Annotated in this window: 23 protein-coding genes; 14 read left to right on the forward strand and 9 right to left on the reverse strand. The window is 61.3% G+C overall.

Annotated elements, in window-relative coordinates; translation table 11 throughout:
- The first annotated feature begins 136 nt into the window (after positions 1 to 136).
- The 5 genes from phhA (at position 137) to QWI20_RS05935 (ending at position 4,299) form a co-directional block, all read left to right on the forward strand.
- Complete coding sequence (gene phhA / locus QWI20_RS05915) at positions 137 to 925, forward strand: phenylalanine 4-monooxygenase (protein WP_369304634.1); 789 nt, start codon at positions 137 to 139, stop codon at positions 923 to 925.
- A 52-nt stretch (positions 926 to 977) separates the two neighbouring features.
- Positions 978 to 1,334, forward strand: coding sequence for a 4a-hydroxytetrahydrobiopterin dehydratase (locus QWI20_RS05920; protein ID WP_369304635.1), 357 nt, complete (start codon positions 978 to 980; stop codon positions 1,332 to 1,334).
- Positions 1,335 to 2,531, forward strand: a complete 1,197-nt coding sequence (locus QWI20_RS05925) for an amino acid aminotransferase (RefSeq protein WP_369304636.1) — start codon at positions 1,335 to 1,337, stop codon at positions 2,529 to 2,531.
- Positions 2,532 to 2,711: 180 nt separating this feature from the next.
- On the forward strand, positions 2,712 to 2,849 hold the full coding sequence (locus QWI20_RS05930; protein ID WP_192170990.1) for a hypothetical protein: 138 nt from the start codon (positions 2,712 to 2,714) through the stop codon (positions 2,847 to 2,849).
- Between the two features lie 235 nt (positions 2,850 to 3,084).
- Complete coding sequence (locus QWI20_RS05935) at positions 3,085 to 4,299, forward strand: MFS transporter (protein WP_369304637.1); 1,215 nt, start codon at positions 3,085 to 3,087, stop codon at positions 4,297 to 4,299.
- A gap of 15 nt (positions 4,300 to 4,314) precedes the next feature.
- Here the strand turns inward: QWI20_RS05935 and arfB are convergent, their stop codons facing one another.
- Together arfB and QWI20_RS05945 are read right to left on the reverse strand one after the other, a co-directional pair.
- The gene (gene arfB / locus QWI20_RS05940; protein WP_065986956.1) at positions 4,315 to 4,728 is read right to left on the reverse strand and encodes an alternative ribosome rescue aminoacyl-tRNA hydrolase ArfB; all 414 of its coding nucleotides are present in this window, start codon (positions 4,726 to 4,728) and stop codon (positions 4,315 to 4,317) included.
- Positions 4,729 to 4,781: 53 nt separating this feature from the next.
- Complete coding sequence (locus QWI20_RS05945; protein ID WP_369304638.1) at positions 4,782 to 6,206, reverse strand: amino acid permease; 1,425 nt, start codon at positions 6,204 to 6,206, stop codon at positions 4,782 to 4,784.
- A 517-nt stretch (positions 6,207 to 6,723) separates the two neighbouring features.
- Between QWI20_RS05945 and QWI20_RS05950 the strand changes: the two genes are divergently transcribed.
- Both QWI20_RS05950 and QWI20_RS05955 read left to right on the forward strand, forming a co-directional pair.
- A complete protein-coding gene (locus QWI20_RS05950) occupies positions 6,724 to 6,861 on the forward strand; it encodes a hypothetical protein (protein WP_163022139.1) in 138 nt (45 codons plus the stop codon).
- 70 nt (positions 6,862 to 6,931) lie between these two features.
- Complete coding sequence (locus QWI20_RS05955; RefSeq protein ID WP_369304639.1) at positions 6,932 to 7,900, forward strand: leucyl aminopeptidase; 969 nt, start codon at positions 6,932 to 6,934, stop codon at positions 7,898 to 7,900.
- A gap of 83 nt (positions 7,901 to 7,983) precedes the next feature.
- On the opposite strand, the gene rluB is transcribed toward QWI20_RS05955, so the two are convergent.
- From rluB to QWI20_RS05985, 6 genes are all read right to left on the reverse strand, one after another.
- Entirely contained in the window at positions 7,984 to 9,231 is a 1,248-nt protein-coding gene (gene rluB, locus QWI20_RS05960) for a 23S rRNA pseudouridine(2605) synthase RluB (RefSeq protein ID WP_369304640.1), read from the reverse strand.
- A gap of 213 nt (positions 9,232 to 9,444) precedes the next feature.
- The gene (locus tag QWI20_RS05965; protein ID WP_369304641.1) at positions 9,445 to 9,633 is read right to left on the reverse strand and encodes a DUF1289 domain-containing protein; all 189 of its coding nucleotides are present in this window, start codon (positions 9,631 to 9,633) and stop codon (positions 9,445 to 9,447) included.
- Positions 9,634 to 9,687: 54 nt separating this feature from the next.
- On the reverse strand, positions 9,688 to 10,479 hold the full coding sequence (scpB, locus tag QWI20_RS05970; protein ID WP_369304642.1) for an SMC-Scp complex subunit ScpB: 792 nt from the start codon (positions 10,477 to 10,479) through the stop codon (positions 9,688 to 9,690).
- Positions 10,480 to 10,496: 17 nt separating this feature from the next.
- Positions 10,497 to 11,195, reverse strand: coding sequence for a ScpA family protein (locus tag QWI20_RS05975; RefSeq protein WP_192171059.1), 699 nt, complete (start codon positions 11,193 to 11,195; stop codon positions 10,497 to 10,499).
- 140 nt (positions 11,196 to 11,335) lie between these two features.
- Complete coding sequence (locus tag QWI20_RS05980) at positions 11,336 to 11,968, reverse strand: L-threonylcarbamoyladenylate synthase (RefSeq protein WP_108121457.1); 633 nt, start codon at positions 11,966 to 11,968, stop codon at positions 11,336 to 11,338.
- A gap of 13 nt (positions 11,969 to 11,981) precedes the next feature.
- The gene (locus tag QWI20_RS05985; RefSeq protein WP_369304643.1) at positions 11,982 to 12,842 is read right to left on the reverse strand and encodes a PHP domain-containing protein; all 861 of its coding nucleotides are present in this window, start codon (positions 12,840 to 12,842) and stop codon (positions 11,982 to 11,984) included.
- A 65-nt stretch (positions 12,843 to 12,907) separates the two neighbouring features.
- Between QWI20_RS05985 and QWI20_RS05990 the strand changes: the two genes are divergently transcribed.
- The 5 genes from QWI20_RS05990 (at position 12,908) to QWI20_RS06010 (ending at position 16,886) form a co-directional block, all read left to right on the forward strand.
- A complete protein-coding gene (locus QWI20_RS05990) occupies positions 12,908 to 13,516 on the forward strand; it encodes a septation protein A (protein WP_369304644.1) in 609 nt (202 codons plus the stop codon).
- Between the two features lies 1 nt (position 13,517).
- Positions 13,518 to 13,817, forward strand: coding sequence for a YciI family protein (locus tag QWI20_RS05995; protein ID WP_369304645.1), 300 nt, complete (start codon positions 13,518 to 13,520; stop codon positions 13,815 to 13,817).
- A 273-nt stretch (positions 13,818 to 14,090) separates the two neighbouring features.
- Complete coding sequence (locus QWI20_RS06000; RefSeq protein WP_074890298.1) at positions 14,091 to 14,768, forward strand: response regulator transcription factor; 678 nt, start codon at positions 14,091 to 14,093, stop codon at positions 14,766 to 14,768.
- A gap of 243 nt (positions 14,769 to 15,011) precedes the next feature.
- Positions 15,012 to 15,455, forward strand: a complete 444-nt coding sequence (locus QWI20_RS06005; RefSeq protein WP_369304646.1) for a Spy/CpxP family protein refolding chaperone — start codon at positions 15,012 to 15,014, stop codon at positions 15,453 to 15,455.
- A gap of 93 nt (positions 15,456 to 15,548) precedes the next feature.
- A complete protein-coding gene (locus QWI20_RS06010) occupies positions 15,549 to 16,886 on the forward strand; it encodes a sensor histidine kinase (protein ID WP_369304648.1) in 1,338 nt (445 codons plus the stop codon).
- 135 nt (positions 16,887 to 17,021) lie between these two features.
- Here QWI20_RS06010 and QWI20_RS06015 read toward each other — a convergent pair whose 3' ends face one another.
- Entirely contained in the window at positions 17,022 to 17,582 is a 561-nt protein-coding gene (locus QWI20_RS06015; RefSeq protein WP_369304649.1) for a nitroreductase family protein, read from the reverse strand.
- A gap of 174 nt (positions 17,583 to 17,756) precedes the next feature.
- Between QWI20_RS06015 and QWI20_RS06020 the strand changes: the two genes are divergently transcribed.
- Together QWI20_RS06020 and QWI20_RS06025 are read left to right on the forward strand one after the other, a co-directional pair.
- Complete coding sequence (locus QWI20_RS06020) at positions 17,757 to 19,211, forward strand: TrkH family potassium uptake protein (RefSeq protein WP_369304650.1); 1,455 nt, start codon at positions 17,757 to 17,759, stop codon at positions 19,209 to 19,211.
- 107 nt (positions 19,212 to 19,318) lie between these two features.
- Entirely contained in the window at positions 19,319 to 19,630 is a 312-nt protein-coding gene (locus tag QWI20_RS06025; protein ID WP_369304651.1) for an Mpo1-like protein, read from the forward strand.
- Positions 19,631 to 19,686 lie beyond the last annotated feature (56 nt).

The raw sequence follows: 19,686 nt of genomic DNA on the forward strand, positions 1-19,686 counted from the left end.
CGAATTCTCGGACAGGGCTGCGCAGATCGGGCTGGAGCCTGGCAGTTGAGAGGCGCCAAATCAGCTATCAATAGCCCAATCAGTTTTACCCCCAATCGCATTGCTCCATATAAGAACAAGCCATCAGGAGAGCCCCATGAGTACGCAGTACGTCGCCCGCGAGCCGGACGCCACCGGATTCATTCATTACTCGGAAGCCGAGCACAGAATCTGGAACACCCTGATCACCCGCCAGCTCAAGGTGATCGAAGGTCGTGCGTGTCAGGAGTACCTGGAGGGCATCGAGCAGCTCGCCCTGCCCCACGACCGTATTCCGCAGCTTGGCGAAGTCAACCGCGTGCTGGGCGCAACCACGGGATGGCAAGTCGAGCGCGTGCCGGCGCTGATCCCCTTTCAGACCTTTTTCGAGCTATTGGCGAGCAAGCGATTTCCGGTCGCCACGTTCATTCGCAGCGAAGAAGAACTCGACTACCTGCAAGAGCCCGACATCTTCCACGAGGTTTTCGGACACTGCCCCTTACTGACCAACCCCTGGTTTGCAGAATTTACCCACACCTACGGCAAGCTTGGTCTGGCAGCCAGCAAAGAGCAGCGCGTGTATCTTGCCCGCCTCTACTGGATGACCATCGAATTCGGCCTGGTCGACACGCCCCAGGGGCGCAAGATCTACGGCGGCGGCATCCTCTCCTCGCCCAGGGAAACCGTTTACAGCGTGTCGACAACCCCTGAACATCAACCCTTCGACCCGATTGAAGCCATGCGCACGCCCTACCGCATCGACATTCTGCAGCCGGTGTATTTTGTGCTGCCGGACCTCAAGCGCCTGTTCGACCTAGCCCATGAAGACATCATGGGCATGGCCCGCACGGCGGCTGAACGGGGGCTGCACGCGCCGAAATTTCCACCGAAAAATAAAGCCGCTTAAAACAAAAGCCGCCCCAAAAAAAGCAGCCCGAACCCGATCAAGGAATCTTTCAATGACCGCTCTCAACCAATCCCAATGCGAAGCCTGCCGCGCCGACGCCCCACAGGTCAGCGATGCCGAGCTGCCGGATTTGCTCAAGCAGATCCCGGACTGGAACATCGAAGTGCGTGACCGCGTCATGCAGCTGGAAAAAGTCTTTCTGTTCAAGAATTTCAAATTTGCGCTGGCGTTTACCAACGCGGTTGGCGAAATTGCCGAGGCTGAAGGTCACCACCCGGGTCTGCTGACCGAATGGGGCAAAGTGACCGTGACCTGGTGGAGCCACTCCATCAAGGGGCTGCACCGCAACGATTTCATCATGGCCTCCCGCACAGACGAGGTGGCCAAAAGCGCCGAGGGCCGTAAGTAAATGCATTTTTCACAGATCCAGCGCGTACCGGACGATCCCATCCTGGGCCTGATTCAGGCCTACGCCAAAGACCCGAATCCGAACAAGTTCGACCTGGGCGTGGGCGTCTATAAAGATGCGCAGGGCCTGACCACCATCCCCCGCGCGGTGAAAATCGCCGAGCAACGGCTGGTCGATTCCCAGCCCACCAAGAGCTACATCGGTGGCCATGGCGAACCGCGTTTCGGCACGCTGATCTGTGAGCTGGTCATGGGCGCCGATTCACCGCTGATCGCCAGCAAACGCGTCGGCGCGACCCAGACCCCTGGCGGCACGGGCGCGCTGCGGTTGAGCGCCGACTTCATTGCCAACTGCCTGCCGGGCAAAGGCATCTGGCTGAGCGATCCGACCTGGCCGATTCACGAAACCATCTACGCTGCTGCAGGCCTGAAGGTCAGTCACTACCCCTACGTGGGCAGCGACAACACGCTCAACGTGCAGGCCATGCTGGCGACGTTGAAGACTATTCCGGAAGGCGACGTTGTCCTGCTGCATGCGTGCTGTCACAACCCGACCGGGTTCGACCTGTCCCGTGATGACTGGTACGCGGTGCTGGACATCGTCAAGCAACGCAACCTGCTGCCGCTGATCGACTTCGCGTATCAGGGTTTTGGCGACGGTCTTGAAGAAGACGCCTGGGCGGTTCGTCTGTTTGCCGGCGAACTGCCTGAGCTGCTGATCACCAGTTCGTGCTCGAAAAACTTCGGCCTGTATCGCGAACGCACCGGCGCCTTGCTGGTCTGCGCTTACACCCCCGAGAAGCTGATGGATGTGCGCAGTCAGCTGTCGGCGACTGCCCGTAATCTGTGGTCGAACCCGCCGGATCATGGCGCCGCGGTGGTGGCGGAGATTCTGGGCGATCCTGCGTTAAAAGCCCTGTGGGCTGAAGAAGTGGAAGCCATGCGCAGCCGCATTGCGCAACTGCGGGTCGGGCTGGTGGAAGCACTGACACCGCTTGGCCTGGGCGAACGTTTCGCTCACATCGGCGTGCAGCGCGGCATGTTTTCTTACACCGGCATGAACGACGATCAGGTGGCGCGTCTGCGCAACGAGCACAGCGTGTACATGGTGGCGGCGGGTCGAGCCAACGTTGCGGGCATCGACGCCACGCGACTGGACGAGCTGGCGGCAGCGTTTGCAGCGGTTTGCAAGGACTGAAGCAATCACCGAACCGACGCGCTTAGCGGGCCGCGCGCATGTTGCAGGAACCCATCCTCACTACATGACCGGCGGCCCGCATTTAAAAGTCTGATTGTCATTTGTACTGCTGTATCCTCACTGAGCGTTTTCGGACGCGCTGTTCAATTCAGCCGCAACACACTTGTGAGGAGCGACGATATGCATGAAATCCCGAACTTCCCCTTCCCAAGCCAAACCCAGCAAAGCGCAGCAGCCCGCCAGGAACTCGGTCAGCCGATCGAGATGAAGGCCAGCGGTAAACGCAACGAGAGCAGCAAAGCCCAAAGCCCGCGCTGAAGGCTAATTGTCCAGCCCCTATGGAAGAGCGTCTTCAAGGTGTATTTCCATAAGGGCTGAATCATCCGCGACAGGTTTCACCTCTGCTCCACCCCGACCCATATCCACCCATCCGCCACTCCCATGAACCGCCGTGCCTCGTTATCATGTGCCCTCGCGCGGATTCAAGCGTCTACGCTTCAACCCGATTCCCCCCTCGCTATTCTTTTTCCGTCGTAACCGTGGATCTATGCCCATGCCAGACGCTTCGAGCGCTGCCCCTCAACGTCCTATGGCTGTCACGCTGCAGGTTGTTTCCATCGTGCTGTTCACCTTCATCGGCTACCTGAACATCGGTATCCCGCTGGCCGTATTGCCCGGTTATGTGCACACCGACCTTGGTTTCGGCGCGGTCGCCGCCGGGCTGGTGATCAGCGTGCAATACCTCGCAACCCTGCTCAGCCGCCCCTACGCCGGGCGCCTCATCGACACCCGGGGCCCGAAGAAAGCGGTGATCATCGGCCTGTTCGGCTGCGGGTTGAGTGGCGTGTTCATGCTGCTCGCCGACTGGCTCGACGCCTGGCCGATGGTCAGCCTGATCAGCTTGTTCGTGGGCCGGCTGGTGCTTGGCAGTGCAGAGAGCCTGGTTGGTTCCGGCTCGATCGGCTGGGGCATCGGCCGCGTTGGCGCCGCCAATACGGCCAAAGTGATTTCATGGAACGGCATCGCCAGTTATGGCGCACTGGCCATCGGCGCGCCCGTGGGTGTGTTGCTGGTCAACGCGCTGGGGCTGTGGAGCATGGGCGTCAGCATCATGCTGCTGGCGGCGCTGGGTATTTCCCTGGCCTGGAAGAAAACCCCGGCGCCGCTGGTGCATGGGGAGCGTTTGCCCTTTCTTCACGTGCTCGGCCGCGTGCTGCCCCACGGCACCGGGCTGGCGCTGGGTTCGATCGGATTCGGCACCATCGCGACCTTCATCACGCTGTACTACGCCAGCCACACCTGGCCGAATGCCGTGCTGTGTCTAAGCCTGTTCGGCGCCTGCTTCATCGGCGCACGCCTGCTGTTCGGCAACCTGATCAACCGCATCGGCGGCTTCCGCGTGGCGATTGCCTGCCTGTCAGTGGAGACGTTGGGGTTGTTGCTGCTGTGGCTGGCGCCCAGCCCGAATCTGGCGCTGGCGGGCGCGGCACTGACCGGCTTCGGCTTCTCGCTGGTGTTCCCGGCGCTGGGCGTGGAAGCGGTCAATCTGGTACCGCCCGCCAGTCGCGGTGCGGCAGTCGGGGCTTATTCGCTGTTTATCGACCTGTCGCTGGGGATTACCGGGCCGGTGGCGGGCGCCGTGGCGGCAGGTTTCGGCTTTGCGTCGATTTTCCTGTTCGCCGCGCTGGCTTCGCTGAGCGGGCTGGGGCTGAGTGTGTATCTGTACAAGCACGCGAACAGGACGCGGGAAAAGCCGGTCGCCAGCTGATCCCGCAAGCGACACTCAAAAATCCACCTTGCCCCGCCCTGCCTTGATCGACCCGCGCTTGGTTTTTGATTCCAGCCGGCGGGTCTTCGAGCCCAGGGTCGGCTTGGTCGGCCGACGCTTCTTCTCGACCTTCCCCGCACTGATGATCAGCTCACTCAAACGCTCCAGCGCATCGGCCCGGTTCTGTTCCTGCGTGCGGTATTGCTGCGCCTTGATGACCAGCACGCCGTCGCTGGTGATGCGGCTGTCACGCAGCGCCAACAGGCGTTCCTTGTAGAACGGCGGCAACGACGAAGCGTTGATGTCGAAGCGCAGGTGCATGGCGCTGGACACCTTGTTGACGTTCTGACCACCGGCACCCTGGGCACGGATGGCGGTCAGCTCGACGTCGCTGTCCGGCAGATGGATGTTGTTGGAGATGATCAGCATGGCAATCTGTGTCCTGGTTCGAAGCCGCCGCGACGTCACCGGCGGCTCTCGCCTTATTTGATGATCGACGTCCGCTGGGCCATTGACTCGCTATTGGCCCGACGCTTGTTCTTGATCAGGTAGAACACCCACATCGCCGCCAGCCAGACCGGGATCGCGTACACCGAAATCCGGATGCCGGGAATCATCAGCATGATCCCGAGAATCAGCACCACAAACGCCAGACAGACGTAGTTGCCGTACGGGTACCACAGTGCCTTGAACAGCGGCTGCTGGCCGACCCGGGTCAGGTGCTGGCGGAACTTGAGGTGCGAATAGCTGATCATCGCCCAGTTGATCACCAGCGTGGCGACCACCAGCGACATCAGCAGCTCAAGGGCATTTTGCGGCATCAGGTAGTTGAGCAGCACGGCAATCAGGGTCACCGCCGCCGACACCAGAATCGCCCGCACCGGGACACCCCGGCTGTCGACCCGCGCCAGTGACTGCGGCGCATCGCCCTGCTCGGCCATGCCAAACAGCATGCGCGCGTTGCAATACGTGCCGCTGTTGTAGACCGACAACGCCGCCGTCAGCACCACGAAGTTGAGAATGTGCGCCGCCGTCGTGCTGCCCAGCATCGAGAACACATGCACGAACGGGCTGCCGCTGTAGGCATCGCCGGAGGCATTGAGGTCGATCAACAAAGCGTCCCATGGCGTCAGTGACAGCAGCACCACCAGCGAGCCGATGTAGAAAATCAGAATCCGGTAGATGACCTGATTGATCGCCTTGGGAATGATGGTTCGCGGCTGATCCGCTTCGGCTGCGGTGAAGCCGAGCATCTCAAGGCCACCGAACGAGAACATGATGAACGCCAGCGCCATGACCAGCCCGCTCACGCCATGGGGGAAGAAGCCGCCCCGATCCCACAGGTTACTGACCGATGCTTGCGGCCCACCCTCGCCGCTCACCAGCAGATAGCTGCCCAGGGCGATCATCCCCAGAATCGCCACGACCTTGATGATCGCGAACCAGAATTCGGCCTCGCCAAAGACTTTTACGTTGGCCAGGTTGATGACGTTGATCATCACGAAGAACACCGCGGCCGAGGCCCACGCCGGGACCTCGGGCCACCAGTACTGGATGTATTTGCCAACGGCGGTCAGCTCTGACATGCCCACCAGAATGTACAGGACCCAGCAGTTCCAGCCCGACAGGAAACCGGCAAAGCCGCCCCAGTATTTGTGGGCGAAATGGCTGAACGACCCGGCCACCGGCTCTTCGACGATCATTTCGCCGAGCTGGCGCATGATCATGAAGGCGATGAAGCCGCAGACGGCGTAACCAAGAATCATCGATGGGCCAGCGGACTTCAGCACCCCTGCCGAGCCCAGAAACAGACCCGTGCCGATCGCGCCACCGAGGGCGATCAGCTGGATGTGACGGTTCTTCAGACCACGCTTCAAGTCACCCGAATGGGACATGTTTTCACTCATTGGCAAACCACCTTGGCGCGCTTGTCTGTGACGGAATCGAACCCGACGCGCTCATGACGCGCCGGAGGGAAACGGAGTGGGTAACCCCGAGGGATTGGCGTCCATACGCCGGTGGATCACAGAAAAAACGGGCGCGCATTGTACACCGCTCACATGGCGATTGGCGGCGAAGAATTCTCGGCTGACGCCGCTCCCACCTTATTCGACCGGTGCTTTTGTAGAGACCGGCTTCAGCCGGGAAGCTGTTCTATGCCAACCCCCGACACAATTCTGTCGCGAAAATAATTCACTGAAATCGAAAGCTCCCTAACGTTGTTTTCCCTACAAGTTTCAATAAGTCCGGCGAAATGCCAGCATTTGGCAGCCAAATTTAACGTTGCAACAGTCTGACTCTTGCACTAGTTTTTTCAGTGCTTGCTGGCCACGAAGGTCAGTGTGCTTCCATGACGAGGACCGGGGCTCAGCCCTTTCGTCCTCGCTGCATTCGGCAAGTACGTCATTCTCAGGAGATTCACCTATGCAAACAGTTGAACTGGCTCTGGAAGAAGAACTGCAATTGGACGATTGGTTTGAAGCACCGACTCATGATGCCGCTGTGGAGATGATGCAGGCTGACGCCGTAGTGCCGTTTGGCACCGCGATGTGGCCGTTCTAAAACAGCTGAAGGGCGAACGTGGCTAACGCGTTCGCCCTCTTGTTTTAAGCATTCGGAGCGGAGCGCACCCATGGACAACAGCAGCGCCATCGAACATTTCCTGTATTACCTGCAACGCCACCCCGCCGTCACAGGCATGACAACTCCCCAAGTACTACTGGCCCACACCCCGGAATATCGCGGCATCGTCGACGGCATTATCGAAAGCTCGACGGCGCGGGATTTCTTTCGCTTCAGCACCTTGCCGCTGGACACCACCCCGGTCGGCGAGCTGACAGAGGCCATCACCGGTTCCGATCTCTTCGTCTTGTTCTACGATTCCTCAACGCTGCCCAATCCTCGCGCGGAGGGGCCGCCGTTCATTCGCCAGTTGCAGGAGGTGATGTCGGCGCAGTGGAAGAAGTCTCTGCTGTTCAAAGATTACGGCGACTATTTCTACGACGCCTTCAGCGTTGAGCCCGAGCGCATCGCGCAGCTGAATGCGGCGCTGATCGACACCATGAACCAAGGCGAGACCCTCAGCTTCAGTGACGACCACGGTTCGTACTTAGAGGCCCCGCTGCGCGAGTTGAAGAAGTGGACCAACATCAACGGCGTCGGCAACTACGACTTGGCGTCCGGCGAGATCGCCACCCACAGCGAATCCATCAACGGTCATGTGCGGTTTCTCGGGACGTTTCTCAGCACCATCCCTTTCGCGCGCAAATACGGAATCATCGAATCGCCGCTGGAGTTGTGGATCGAGAACTCCGTGGTGACCCGCATCGCCACTGACGTACCGGGGCTGGAGCACGACTTCAATAAATACCTGGACGCCAACCCCTCGAACCGGCGTATCGAAGAACTGGGGATCGGCACCAACGAAGGCGTCAGTCAGCTGTACGCGCGCAACGCAGGCTTTGAAGAGCGCCACTGCGGGCTGCATCTCGGACTGGGCGGTGGTGCCAAGGGCAGCCATCACATGGACCTGATTTTCAACAGCGGATCACTGGCCGTGGACAAGCGCGTGGTGTTCGACGGGACTGCCTACGTCGTCTGACTCCCAAGCGGGCATAAAAAAACGCCAGTCTCTCGACTGGCGTTTTTCGTAGTGCAGACCGCTGTCAGTGTTTCACAACGGCATTACTCAGGCTTACGACGACCAAAGCCAGGACGTTGACCGGAGCCGCTTGGCGGGCCGCGGCGTTTGCCCGACGGGGTCTTGTCGTCCACCAGACCGATGCCGGGACGCGAAGGCTTCGGCTTGGCAGGACGCTTGTTCATGTCGCTTGGGCGTTCCGCAACTGGCGTGCCACGACCGTTGTCGCTGCGAGCGCTGTCGCCACGTGGATTGCCGCCACGCGCAGTGTCGCCACGGCCGCCGATGGCCGGACGCGGGGTGCGCGCCGGACGGCCGTTTTCCGCAGGCTTGCGCGCAGGGCGCTCGCCATCAGCCAGACGCGGCTCGCGGGCCGGACGATCCGGGGACACCGCATCCTTGGCCGGACGCAGCTGACGCACGCGCTCGCCCTTGCCCAACGGACGGGAGGACTGGCGCTGCAAACGCTCCAGCTTGTCCTTGGTCTTGGCATTCATCTGCGGCATCGCGACCGGCGTCAGGCCGACCTCGGCGCTGAGGATGTCGACTTCCTGCTGACTCATTTCGCGCCAGCGACCCATCGGCAGATCGGAATTGAGGAACACCGGACCGAAACGCACACGCTTCAGGCGGCTCACCACCAACCCCTGGGATTCCCACAACCGGCGAACTTCACGGTTGCGGCCTTCCATGACCACGCAGTGGTACCAGTGGTTGAAGCCTTCGCCACCCGGCGCCTGCTGAATGTCGGTGAAACGCGCCGGGCCGTCTTCCAGCACCACGCCAGCCTTCAGGCGCGCCAGCATGTCGTCGTCGACTTCGCCACGGACGCGCACGGCGTACTCGCGGTCCATTTCGAACGAGGGGTGCATCAGGCGGTTGGCCAGTTCACCGTCGGTGGTGAACATCAGCAAGCCGGTGGTATTGATGTCCAGACGACCGATGTTGATCCAGCGGCCTTCTTTCGGGCGCGGCAGGCGATCAAATACGGTCGGACGGCCTTCAGGGTCGTCACGGGTGCAGATTTCACCGTCTGGTTTGTTGTACATGACGACGCGGCGAACGGTTTCGGCGGCTTCTTCGCGGCGGATCACGCGACCGTCGACCGTGATGGCGTCGTGCAGGTCGACGCGCTGACCGAGCGTGGCCTGAACGCCATTGACCTTGATGCGGCCTTCGCCGATCCAGGCTTCAACGTCGCGACGGGAACCGACGCCAATGCGCGCCAGGACTTTCTGCAGTTTTTCGCCTGCTGGGCCGATCTCTTTGTCTTGCTTGTCTTGTTCACTCATCTGGGCACCTCCCGGTGTGTCGAATCAGGGCATGCGCGAGTGGGCATGGCCTGTGGCCCGGCTCTCTGGACGAGAGCGGCTCCGGATCAGAACAACTCTGAGGCGGAACGGGCAGAAAACTGAAATCCCTGGCGCGTGTGGATCGCCAAAAGGTCGCGAATCATACGCGCCTGACGCGCGTTGCGCACCAGAGACTAGATGAAAAATTCAGGCTCACTTCTTTTTCCGCCGACTGGCGCCCTTGAGTTTGATCAGCCGCAGAGCCGACTCGGCGAGCACCGAGCGCTTTTCGTCCTTCTCCATCTTCTTCCAGGACTTGATTTCGCGCTTGCTGCGACCGCAGCCGAGGCAAATGTCCTCGTCGAATTTGCAGAGGCTGATGCAGGGATTCTTGGTGCTCATGGGTTCGCCTGAGTGAGGAATTGGGCGCTGCGCACATTTCCGCCACAGCGTTCGTCACCGCGGATCTTCATCGTCCTGCGGCGGTTCTTCCAATTCAGACTCTTTATCGGCCTCATCGAGCAATAAATCGTCGAAGTCGATTTTCAGGCCCTGCTCCATGGTATCCAGCTCGGCCAGCAGGCTGCGGAAACTGGTCTCATCCCGGGGCGCTTCAGGCTCTGCGTCAGCATCGAGCGGCAGGCTGGCGTCGGCCAACGCCTGCAAATGCGCGGGCACCGGCGCGTCGTCGAATTCCAGCACCGGCTCGGTTTCCATCTCGCGCAGGTCGGCCAGCGGTGGCAGTTCGTCGAGGTTTTTCAGGTTGAAGTGGTCAAGAAAGGCTTTGGTGGTGGCAAACATTGCCGGCTTGCCGGGGACGTCACGGTAGCCGACGATCCTGATCCACTCGCGCTCCATCAACGTTTTGACGATGTTGGTGTTGACCGCAACGCCGCGCACGTCCTCGATCTCGCCACGGGTGATCGGCTGGCGGTACGCGATCAGCGCCATGGTTTCCAGCAGGGCCCGGGAATAACGCTGGGGCCGCTCTTCCCACAAGCGCCCGACCCATGGCGCGAACTTCTCGCGGATCTGCAAGCGGTATCCGGTGGCAACTTCTTTCAGTTCAAAGGCGCGGTTATCGCAGGATTTGGCCAGCAGCGTCAGGGCCTTCTTGAAGACCGGAGGTTCGGGCCGCTCGCCCTCTTCGAACAGCTCGTAGAGCCGCTCCAGGGACTGCGGTTTTCCGGAGGCGAGCAAAAACGCTTCGAGCAACGGCGCCAGATCGCGGGGTTCATTCAGGTTCATTGATCAGCTCTTGCTCTTTATTCGGCTCGCGCCCGCACATGAATAACGGCGAAGGCCTCGTTTTGCACCAGCTCCACCAGTTGCTCCTTGACCAGTTCCAGCACGGCCATGAACGTCACCACCACGCCCAGCCGCCCCTCTTCTGCCGTGAACAGCTCGGCGAAGGGCACGAACCCCGCGCCCTTCAAGCGCTCCAGCACATCACTCATGCGCTCGCGGGTGGACAGCGCCTCGCGGCTGACCTGATGGCTTTCGAACATGTCGCCACGGCGCAGCACGTCGGCCATCGACATCAACAGCTCTTCGAGGGCGACGTCCGGCAACAACTTGCGCACTCGCGCTTCGGGCGCCTCAAGCCTGGGTATAAAGACATCACGGCCCACGCGAGACAGCTGGTCGATGCCTTCAGCTGCCGCCTTGAACCGCTCGTATTGCTGCAAGCGGCGAATCAGCTCGGCGCGAGGGTCACCCTCTTCTTCCTCAGCCATTTCCGAGCGCGGCAGGAGCATGCGCGATTTGATCTCGGCAAGCATGGCCGCCATGACCAGGTACTCGGCGGCGAGCTCCAGGCGCACGGTTTTCATCAGCTCGACGTAACCCATGTACTGACGGGTGATTTCCGCCACGGGGATGTCGAGGATGTTGATGTTCTGTTTGCGAATCAGGTAAAGCAGCAAGTCCAGCGGGCCTTCGAAGGCTTCGAGGAACACTTCCAGCGCATCCGGCGGGATGTACAGGTCGACCGGCATCTGCGTGACGGCCTGACCGTAGACCATGGCAAACGGCAGCTCTTGCTGGGCGTTGGCCTGCGGGTCGATGTGAGCGTCGGTCTGAACATCCAGCGTTTGCGCCTGGGTCACTCGACTTCGACCCCGAACGGCGTCGGATCGCCGCAACCCACGCGCACCACCTGAGGCTCGCCATCGGTCAGGTTGACCACGGTCGAGGCCGAAATGCCGCCCTCGCCTGCGTCGATGATCAGGTCCACCTGATGCTCGAGGATCCCGCGCATCTCGTAAGGGTCACTCATCGGAATGGTCTCGCCGGGCATGATCAGGCTCACGCTCATCAGCGGCTCGCCCAGTTCCTGCAACAGCGCCTGCGCAATGGGATGGCCCGGAACGCGCAAACCAATGGTGCGCCGCTTGGGGTGCAAGACCAGACGCGGCACGTCACGGGTGGCGCCGAGGATGAAGGTGTACGGCCCCGGCGTGTGCGCCTTGAGCACGCGAAACGCCGCCGTGTCGACCTTGGCGAACAACCCGAGCTGGGACAGGTCGCTGCACATCAGCGTGAAGTTGTGTTTGTCATCGAGTTGACGCAGGCGACGGATGCGCTCGACGGCGGTCTTGTCGCCCATCTGGCAACCCAACGCGTAGGACGAATCGGTGGGATACACCACCAGACCGCCCGCCCGGATGATTTCCACGGCCTGCTTGATCAGGCGCGCTTGCGGATTCTCCGGGTGGACCTGGAAAAATTGACTCACGGTAATTTCCTGTTCAGACGGCAGTAGGCTGGTCATGTTTGAACCGACACCAAAGGGGCGGCAGGTCTTCGGGCAATGGGCGATAAACGCCGATTTCAGACCATGCGCCTGGGGCATGAAAATCACTGCCGGCACTGACCAGCAGACCGAACTCACGGGCCAGAATCGCCAGACTGCCGACCTGATCGGCAGGCTGCAGGCCGTTGACCACTTCTATTGCGTGGCCGCCAGCCTGGATGAAGTCGGCGACCAGCTTGCGACGCTTGCTGCGGGTGAAATCGTAATGCGAAGGGTGCGCAAGGCTGATCCAGGCCCCGGCGGCGCGCAGGGTCGCCACCGTTTCCTCAAGGGTCGGCCAGTGTTGCTTGACGTCGCCCAGTTTGCCCGCGCCGAGCCATTTGCGGAACGCTTCGGCGCGGTCTTTGACGAACCCCTGATTGACCAGAAAGTCGGCAAAGTGCGGTCGGGCCGGCGCATTGCCGCTGTCGCCCAGGGCCTGCTGCACCGCGCGCGCACCTTCGAGCGCACCGGGCATACCTTTCATCGCTAACTTGCGACTTATTTCCTCGGCCCGCAACCAGCGGCCGGTGTGCAATTGCTCGATGGCCTCACGCAATTGCGGGGCGTTCACATCGAACGCATAGCCCAACACATGAATGGTGGCACCGCCCCAGGTGCAGGACAATTCGATGCCGTCGATCAGCTGCATACCCAGCGCAAGCGCCGCAGCACGGGCCTCGGCGAGGCCTTCGAGGGTGTCGTGATCGGTCAGCGCGAGGACTTTCACGCCGTGCTCGTGGGCACGTGCGACAAGTACCGCGGGCGCAAGGGCGCCATCGGAAGCGGTGCTGTGGCAGTGCAGATCGACGTTCATAGGGGCGCTTTCGCAGTCATTGATGTTTGTTATTATGCCGTCACATCCAGCTTCTGGCTCTTACTGTGAAACAATTCATCGACTTCATCCCGCTCATCCTGTTCTTCATCGTTTACAAAATCAGCCCGCAAGCCGTCGATGTCCTTGGCCACAGCTTCATGGTAGGCGGGATTTACAGCGCCACTGCGATGCTGATCGCCAGCTCCCTCGTGGTTTACGGCGTTCTTTATGTCCGTCAGGGCAAACTGGAAAAAAGTCAGTGGCTGACGCTGATTGCCTGTCTGGTCTTCGGTAGCCTGACCCTGGCTTTCCACAGCGAAACCTTCCTGAAGTGGAAAGCCCCGGTCGTCAACTGGGTCTTCGCGCTGATCTTTGCCGGCAGCCACTTCATTGGCGACCGTCTGTTGATTCAACGCATCATGGGCCACGCGCTCACACTGCCGCAGGCGGTCTGGACCAAGCTGAACATCGCGTGGATCGTGTTCTTCCTGTTCTGCGGCGCAGCCAATCTCTATGTGGCCTTTACCTATCAAGAATTCTGGGTCGACTTCAAGGTGTTCGGCAGCCTGGGCATGACCCTGCTGTTCCTGGTGGGCCAGGGCATTTACCTGGCCCGCCACATCCATGACGCCGACCCGTCCACCCAGCCTTCAAACAAGAAAAGAGAGGACTGACATGCTCTACGCAATCGTGGCAACCGACGTCGCCAACTCGCTGGAAAAACGCCTGGCCGCCCGCCCTGCGCACCTTGATCGCCTGAACGCGATGAAGGCTGAAGGCCGCATCGTTCTCGCCGGCCCGATGCCTGCAGTGGACAGCATCGACCCGGGCACTGCAGGGTTTACCGGCAGCCTGATCGTCGCGGAATTCGAGTCCCTCAAGGATGCCCAGGCCTGGGCTGATGCCGATCCCTACGTTGCATCCGGTGTCTACGCCGGCGTGGTCGTGAAACCGTTCAAGCAAGTCCTGCCCTGATAGGCCTGATCAGCGCCCGGCTCCGTACATGAGCCGGACCGCCTTCAACCCGCTTTACATTGCTCACCCTTCGCACTGGCCTGCCGATAAGTTGCTAGAACCAAGAGCTTTGACGGCGGCTCAAAGAGGCACGGGCGGTCATGCCTTTGCGGGTATTGATCGAACAACAACGATTTGTAGCGAGGGGCCGCGCAACAAGGGTGGCCCTCCAGTGCGGTATCTTTGCCAGCGGCCGGCGTAGACGTCGTCGGCAACGGTTAAATTGAGTGAGTCATGAGCGAGCTGTTACTTATTGATGATGACCAGGAGCTCTGTGAGCTCCTGAGCAGTTGGTTGAGTCAGGAAGGGTTCGCCGTGCGCGCCTGCCACGACGGCCAGAGCGCGCGCAAGGCGCTCGCCGAATCCGCACCCGCTGCGGTGGTGCTGGACGTGATGCTGCCCGACGGCAGCGGTCTGGAACTGCTCAAACAATTGCGCACCGATCACCCCGACCTCCCCGTGCTGATGCTGTCGGCGCGCGGCGAACCGCTGGACCGCATCCTCGGTCTGGAACTGGGTGCCGACGATTACCTGGCCAAGCCCTGCGATCCCCGTGAACTGACAGCGCGTCTGCGCGCGGTGTTGCGCCGCAGCCATCCGACGGCGGTCTCGTCGCAGATCGAGCTGGGCGACCTGTGCTTCAGCCCGGCGCGGGGGGTGGTCACGATTGATGAGCAGGAATTCACCCTGACCGTGTCCGAAGCGCGTCTGCTGGAGGCCTTGCTCGGCCAGCCCGGCGAGCCGCTGGAGAAGCAGGAGCTGGCGCAACTGGCCTTGGGTCGCAAGCTGACGCTCTACGACCGCAGCCTTGATATGCACGTCAGCAACCTGCGCAAGAAGATCGGCCCCCACGCCGACGGCCGCCCGCGCATCGTGGCCCTGCGCAGTCGTGGGTACTATTACAGCCTCTGACGAGGGAGTTGGGAGCGGTAAGCTGCAAGCTGCAAGTAAAAGCAACACCAGCGACGCGCACTTCTTGTAGCTTGCCGCTTGGAGCTTGCAGCTGGCCGCGCACTCGGTAGCAGGCACACTACGTCAACACACCAGCGCGCCCCCTTTACCCAAGCTTTACCGACGCCTGACCTCCCTTGACCTTGATCTCCCTACACTGGCCTCAACCGGCACAGAGCCGAAATCGAGACAAGGAGATTCACCATGCGCAAGACTTTGATGGCTTTGATGTTCGCCGCGGCCCTGCCTACCGTTGCAATGGCCATGCCTCCGGAAGGCGGCCCGATGGGTGGCCCTGGTGGTCCAGGCTTTGATGGCCCTGGCATGCATCACCGCAAAGGTCCTCTGGAACAGCTGAACCTGACTCCGGAGCAACGTCAGCAAGTCGACAGGCTGATGGGCGCTCAATGGCACGGCCGCAACGAGATCACCCAGAAGTACCTGGCCAAGCTGTCGGCTGCCGACCAAAAAGCGATGAAGGATGAACAGGAAGCTGCCCGGGCCAAAACCCAATCCGACATCCGTGCACTGCTAACACCGGAGCAACAAAAGACCTTCGACCAGATCCAGAAGGATGAAGCCCAGCGCCGTGCGGACCGCGCCGAGTTCGAAGCCTGGAAAGCGCAGAAAGCGCAAAAAACCCAGTAACCGGCTGCTGGCGCGGCATTACACTTCCCCCAACCCGACACGCTCCCCGGCGTGTCGGGTTTTCTATTTGACGAACCGGGTCGAGGGCAGCACGTGCGTTCATTGTTCTGGAGAATCCTGGCCAGCTTCTGGCTGGCGATCGCGTTGGTGGCGGGCCTGTCGATTCTGATGGGGCATGTGCTCAATCAGGACGCCTGGATCCTCAGTCGCCATCCCGGTCTGCACAACTTGCCGCAGAAGTGGGTCGAGCTGTACGAAGGCCAAGGCGAAAAATCTGCCCAGGACTATCTGCAAGATCTCAAGCGCAAATACCACATCGACGTTCAGGTGCTGAACGACAGCGGCGAAGCGGTGATCCCCGGCACCTTCCCGCCCCGCGCGGCGGCCTTTGAAGAGCGGCAGAATGACGACACACGGCCACTGCCGTGGCGGCGCCTGACCACCGAATACACCAGTGAAAAAACCGGGGAAACCTACCTGCTGATTTACCGCATCCCTCATCCGGAGCTGGACGCGTGGCACCGCGACAGTCTGGTCTGGCCGCTGAGTGCGCTGGGTATCGCGCTGGTGGTGCTGACGTTGTTCAGCCTGATGGTGACACTGTCGATCACCCGTCCATTAAGCCGTTTGCGCGGCGCGGTGCATGACCTCGGCCAGACCACCTACCAGCAGAACAGCCTGGCGCAATTGGCCAACCGCCGCGATGAATTCGGCGTGCTGGCGAACGACTTCAACCGCATGGGCGCTCGCCTGCAAAGTCAGATCAGCAGTCAGCGCCAGCTGCTCCGCGATGTTTCCCATGAACTGCGCTCTCCCCTGGCCCGCCTGCGGATTGCCCTGGCCCTGGCCGAACGCGCCGAGCCGGCGGAACGCAACAAGCTGTGGCCGCGCCTGACCCGTGAGTGCGACCGCCTGGAAGAGTTGATCAGTGAAATTCTGGCGCTGGCGCGACTGGACGCCGACATGGGCAGCGCCACGCCGGTGGATGTGTCAGGGCTGTTGCATCATTTGCAGGCAGAGACGGAGATGGGCGGCGGCGAGCAGACGGTTTCGGTGTCGGTGGAGCCTGGCGTGCAGTTGCAGGGCTGGCCGAGCGTGCTGGAACGGGCACTGGACAATCTGCTGCGCAACGCGCTGCGTTTCAACCCGGAGGGACAACCGATCGAGTTGAGTGCGAACACTGAGGGGGATGAGTTGCGTCTCAGCGTGCGGGATCACGGGCCCGGTGCCAATCCGGAGCATCTGGCGCAGTTGGGCGAGCCGTTCTATCGCGCGCCGAACCAGACCGCGCCGGGGTACGGGCTGGGTCTGGCGATTGCCAAACGCGCCGCCGAGAAGCACGGTGGAACGCTGGTGCTGGGCAATCACCCGCAGGGTGGATTTGTGGCCAGCATCGTGGTGCCCCGCCAGCTGACCGCTTTGCACGGTTGATTCCCCGGTCGCAGCCACTCCCGCTGAATGGGTGCGGTACCCAGCAGGACTGGCTTCAGCCGGGGAGAGGCCGGCGTGCACACCCTTAGTTTTGCGGCGTGACGCCTGATGCCTTCCCGGCTAAAGCCGGTCCCACTAACCCTCCCACGCACTGACAAACCCATCCACCTCCGGCTTCGCCGGTTCGCGGGGCGGGTTTTGCGCGGTGCCCAGGTAAAGGAAGCCGACGACTTCTTCATCTGCTGTCAGCCCCAACCCATCGGCGACGTGGCGTGTGTAGGACAAATCCCCCGAGCGCCAGACCGCGCCGATCCCCATCGCGTAGGCAGCCAACAAGATGCCGTGGGCGGCACACCCTGCGGTGATCAGCTGTTCCTTTTTCGGCACCTTGAAGTGATCGGTCAGCCTGGCGATGACCACGACCACCAAGGGCGCGCGCAACGGTCCGTTTCTAGCCTTGTCCAGCGCTTTGGCGTCGACCTCGCCGCCTTTGTCGATCAATGCTTGGGCCAGCAAATCCCCCATGCGGTTACGTGCGTCGCCCTCTACGGTCAGAAAACGATAGGGCCGCAACACGCCGTGGTCCGGCGCGCGCAGGGCGGCGCCAAAGAGGATCTCGCGTTGCTCGGCGTTTGGAGCGGGTTCGATCAAGCGGGGCACGGACACGCGATTAAGCAATACGTCGAGCGCTTCCATTAAGTCGTCTCCAGGAAAAATGACGGGCCATTGTAGTGCCCTCGGTGCAGTCTTGAACTTCAATAACGATTAACCAGGGCATTTACTTACAACACTCTCGGAAACGCCTCGGTTTACACAAACGGGCCCGCGAGTAGAATGGCCGCCCTCTCACTACCTGATCAGAGCGACTGCATGGCGTTGCCGACACTCCGCATCATCGGTTTCATTATCGGCATCTTCCTGATTACCCTGGCCATCGCCATGGTCGTGCCGATGATCACCCTGATGATCTTCCACCGCACCGCCGACATGCCGTCGTTTCTATGGTCGAGCCTGATCACATTCGTGTCCGGGCTGGCGCTGGTGGGTCAGGGCCGACCTGAACATGTGCACCTGCGCCCGCGGGACATGTACCTGCTGACGGTCAGCAGCTGGGTCATCGTCTGCGTCTTCGCGGCGCTGCCGTTTCTGCTCACGCAACACATCAGCTACACCGACTCCTTCTTCGAAAGCATGTCCGGCATCACCGCAACCGGCTCCACGGTGCTCAGCGGGCTGGACACCATGTCCCCCGGCATCCTGATCTGGCGTTCGTTGCTGCACTGGCTCGGCGGCATCGGCTTCATCGGCATGGCGGTGGCGATTCTGCCGCTGTTGCGCATCGGCGGCATGCGCCTGTTCCAGACCGAGTCGTCGGACCGTTCCGAAAAAGTCATGCCGCGTTCCCACATGGTCGCCAAGTTCATCGTCCTGGTTTACCTCGGCATCACCGTGCTGGGCACGCTGGCGTTCTGGTGGGCGGGCATGAGCCTGTTCGACGCCATCAACCACGCCATGTCGGCGATTTCCACCGGAGGCTTCTCCACCTCGGATCAGTCTTTGGCGAAATGGCCGCAGCCTGCCGTGCATTGGGTCGCGATCGTCGTGATGATCCTTGGCGCCCTGCCGTTCACCCTGTATGTCGCGACGCTGCGGGGCAATCGCTGGGCGCTGCTCAAGGACCAGCAGGTGCAGGGGTTTATCGTCCTGCTGTTGGTGATGTGGCTGGTGATGACCGCCTGGTACTGGGCGACGACCGATCTGCCGTGGTATGACGCGTTGCGTCATGTGGCGCTGAACGTGACCTCGGTGGTGACCACCACCGGCTTCGCGCTGGGGGACTACAGCCTGTGGGGTAACTTCGCCCTGATGCTGTTCTTCTATCTGGGGTTCATCGGTGGGTGTTCAGGATCAACGGCGGGCGGCGTGAAGGTCTTCCGCTTTCAGGTTGCGTACATCCTGCTGCGCGCCAACCTGCACCAGTTGATTCACCCACGCGCGGTGATCAAGCAGAAGTACAACGGTCACCGGCTGGACGACGAGATCGTGCGCTCGATCCTGACCTTCTCGTTTTTCTTCACTTTCACCATCTGCCTGATCGCGCTGATGCTGTCGCTGCTGGGGCTGGACTGGATGACGGCGCTGACCGGCGCCGCCAGCACCGTGTCGGGCGTAGGGCCAGGGCTGGGTGAAACCATCGGCCCGGCGGGTAATTTCTCGACGCTGCCGGATGCCGCCAAGTGGATTCTGTCACTGGGCATGCTGCTCGGGCGGCTGGAAATCATCACGGTGCTGGTGCTGTGCATCCCGGCGTTCTGGCGGCACTAGAATATTGCGGGCCGGGCCATGTCATTCGCGAAGCCCTTAGAAATTTCGCGGCGAGCGGCGGAGGCTCGGCTAAGCTCAGCCAATACCCTGCCTCGGAGCACAGTTTTGTGGAAACAATGAAGCGTTTCGACCGATTCGCAGACTTCTATCCGTATTACCTGCAGGAACACCGCGACAGCACCTGCCGCCGTTTGCATTTCATCGGCACAAGTCTGGTCATCCTGATCCTGGCATTCGCCGTGCTCAGCGCTAGCTGGACGTTGTTATGGGTCTTGCCGCTGGCGGGCTACACCTTCGCCTGGGTCGGCCATTTCTTTTTCGAGAAGAACCGCCCGGCTACGTTCAAGCATCCGTTCTACAGCCTGCTCGGCGATTTCGTGATGTACAAGGACATGCTCAGGGGCAAAGTGCCGTTTTGATCGGCACTCCCTCGGCATCACTTATGACGCCTTGCTGCCGCGCCGATTGAACAGAA

The sequence above is a fragment of the Pseudomonas sp. W2-17 genome, assembly GCF_041060445.1.
Lineage (GTDB): Bacteria > Pseudomonadota > Gammaproteobacteria > Pseudomonadales > Pseudomonadaceae > Aquipseudomonas.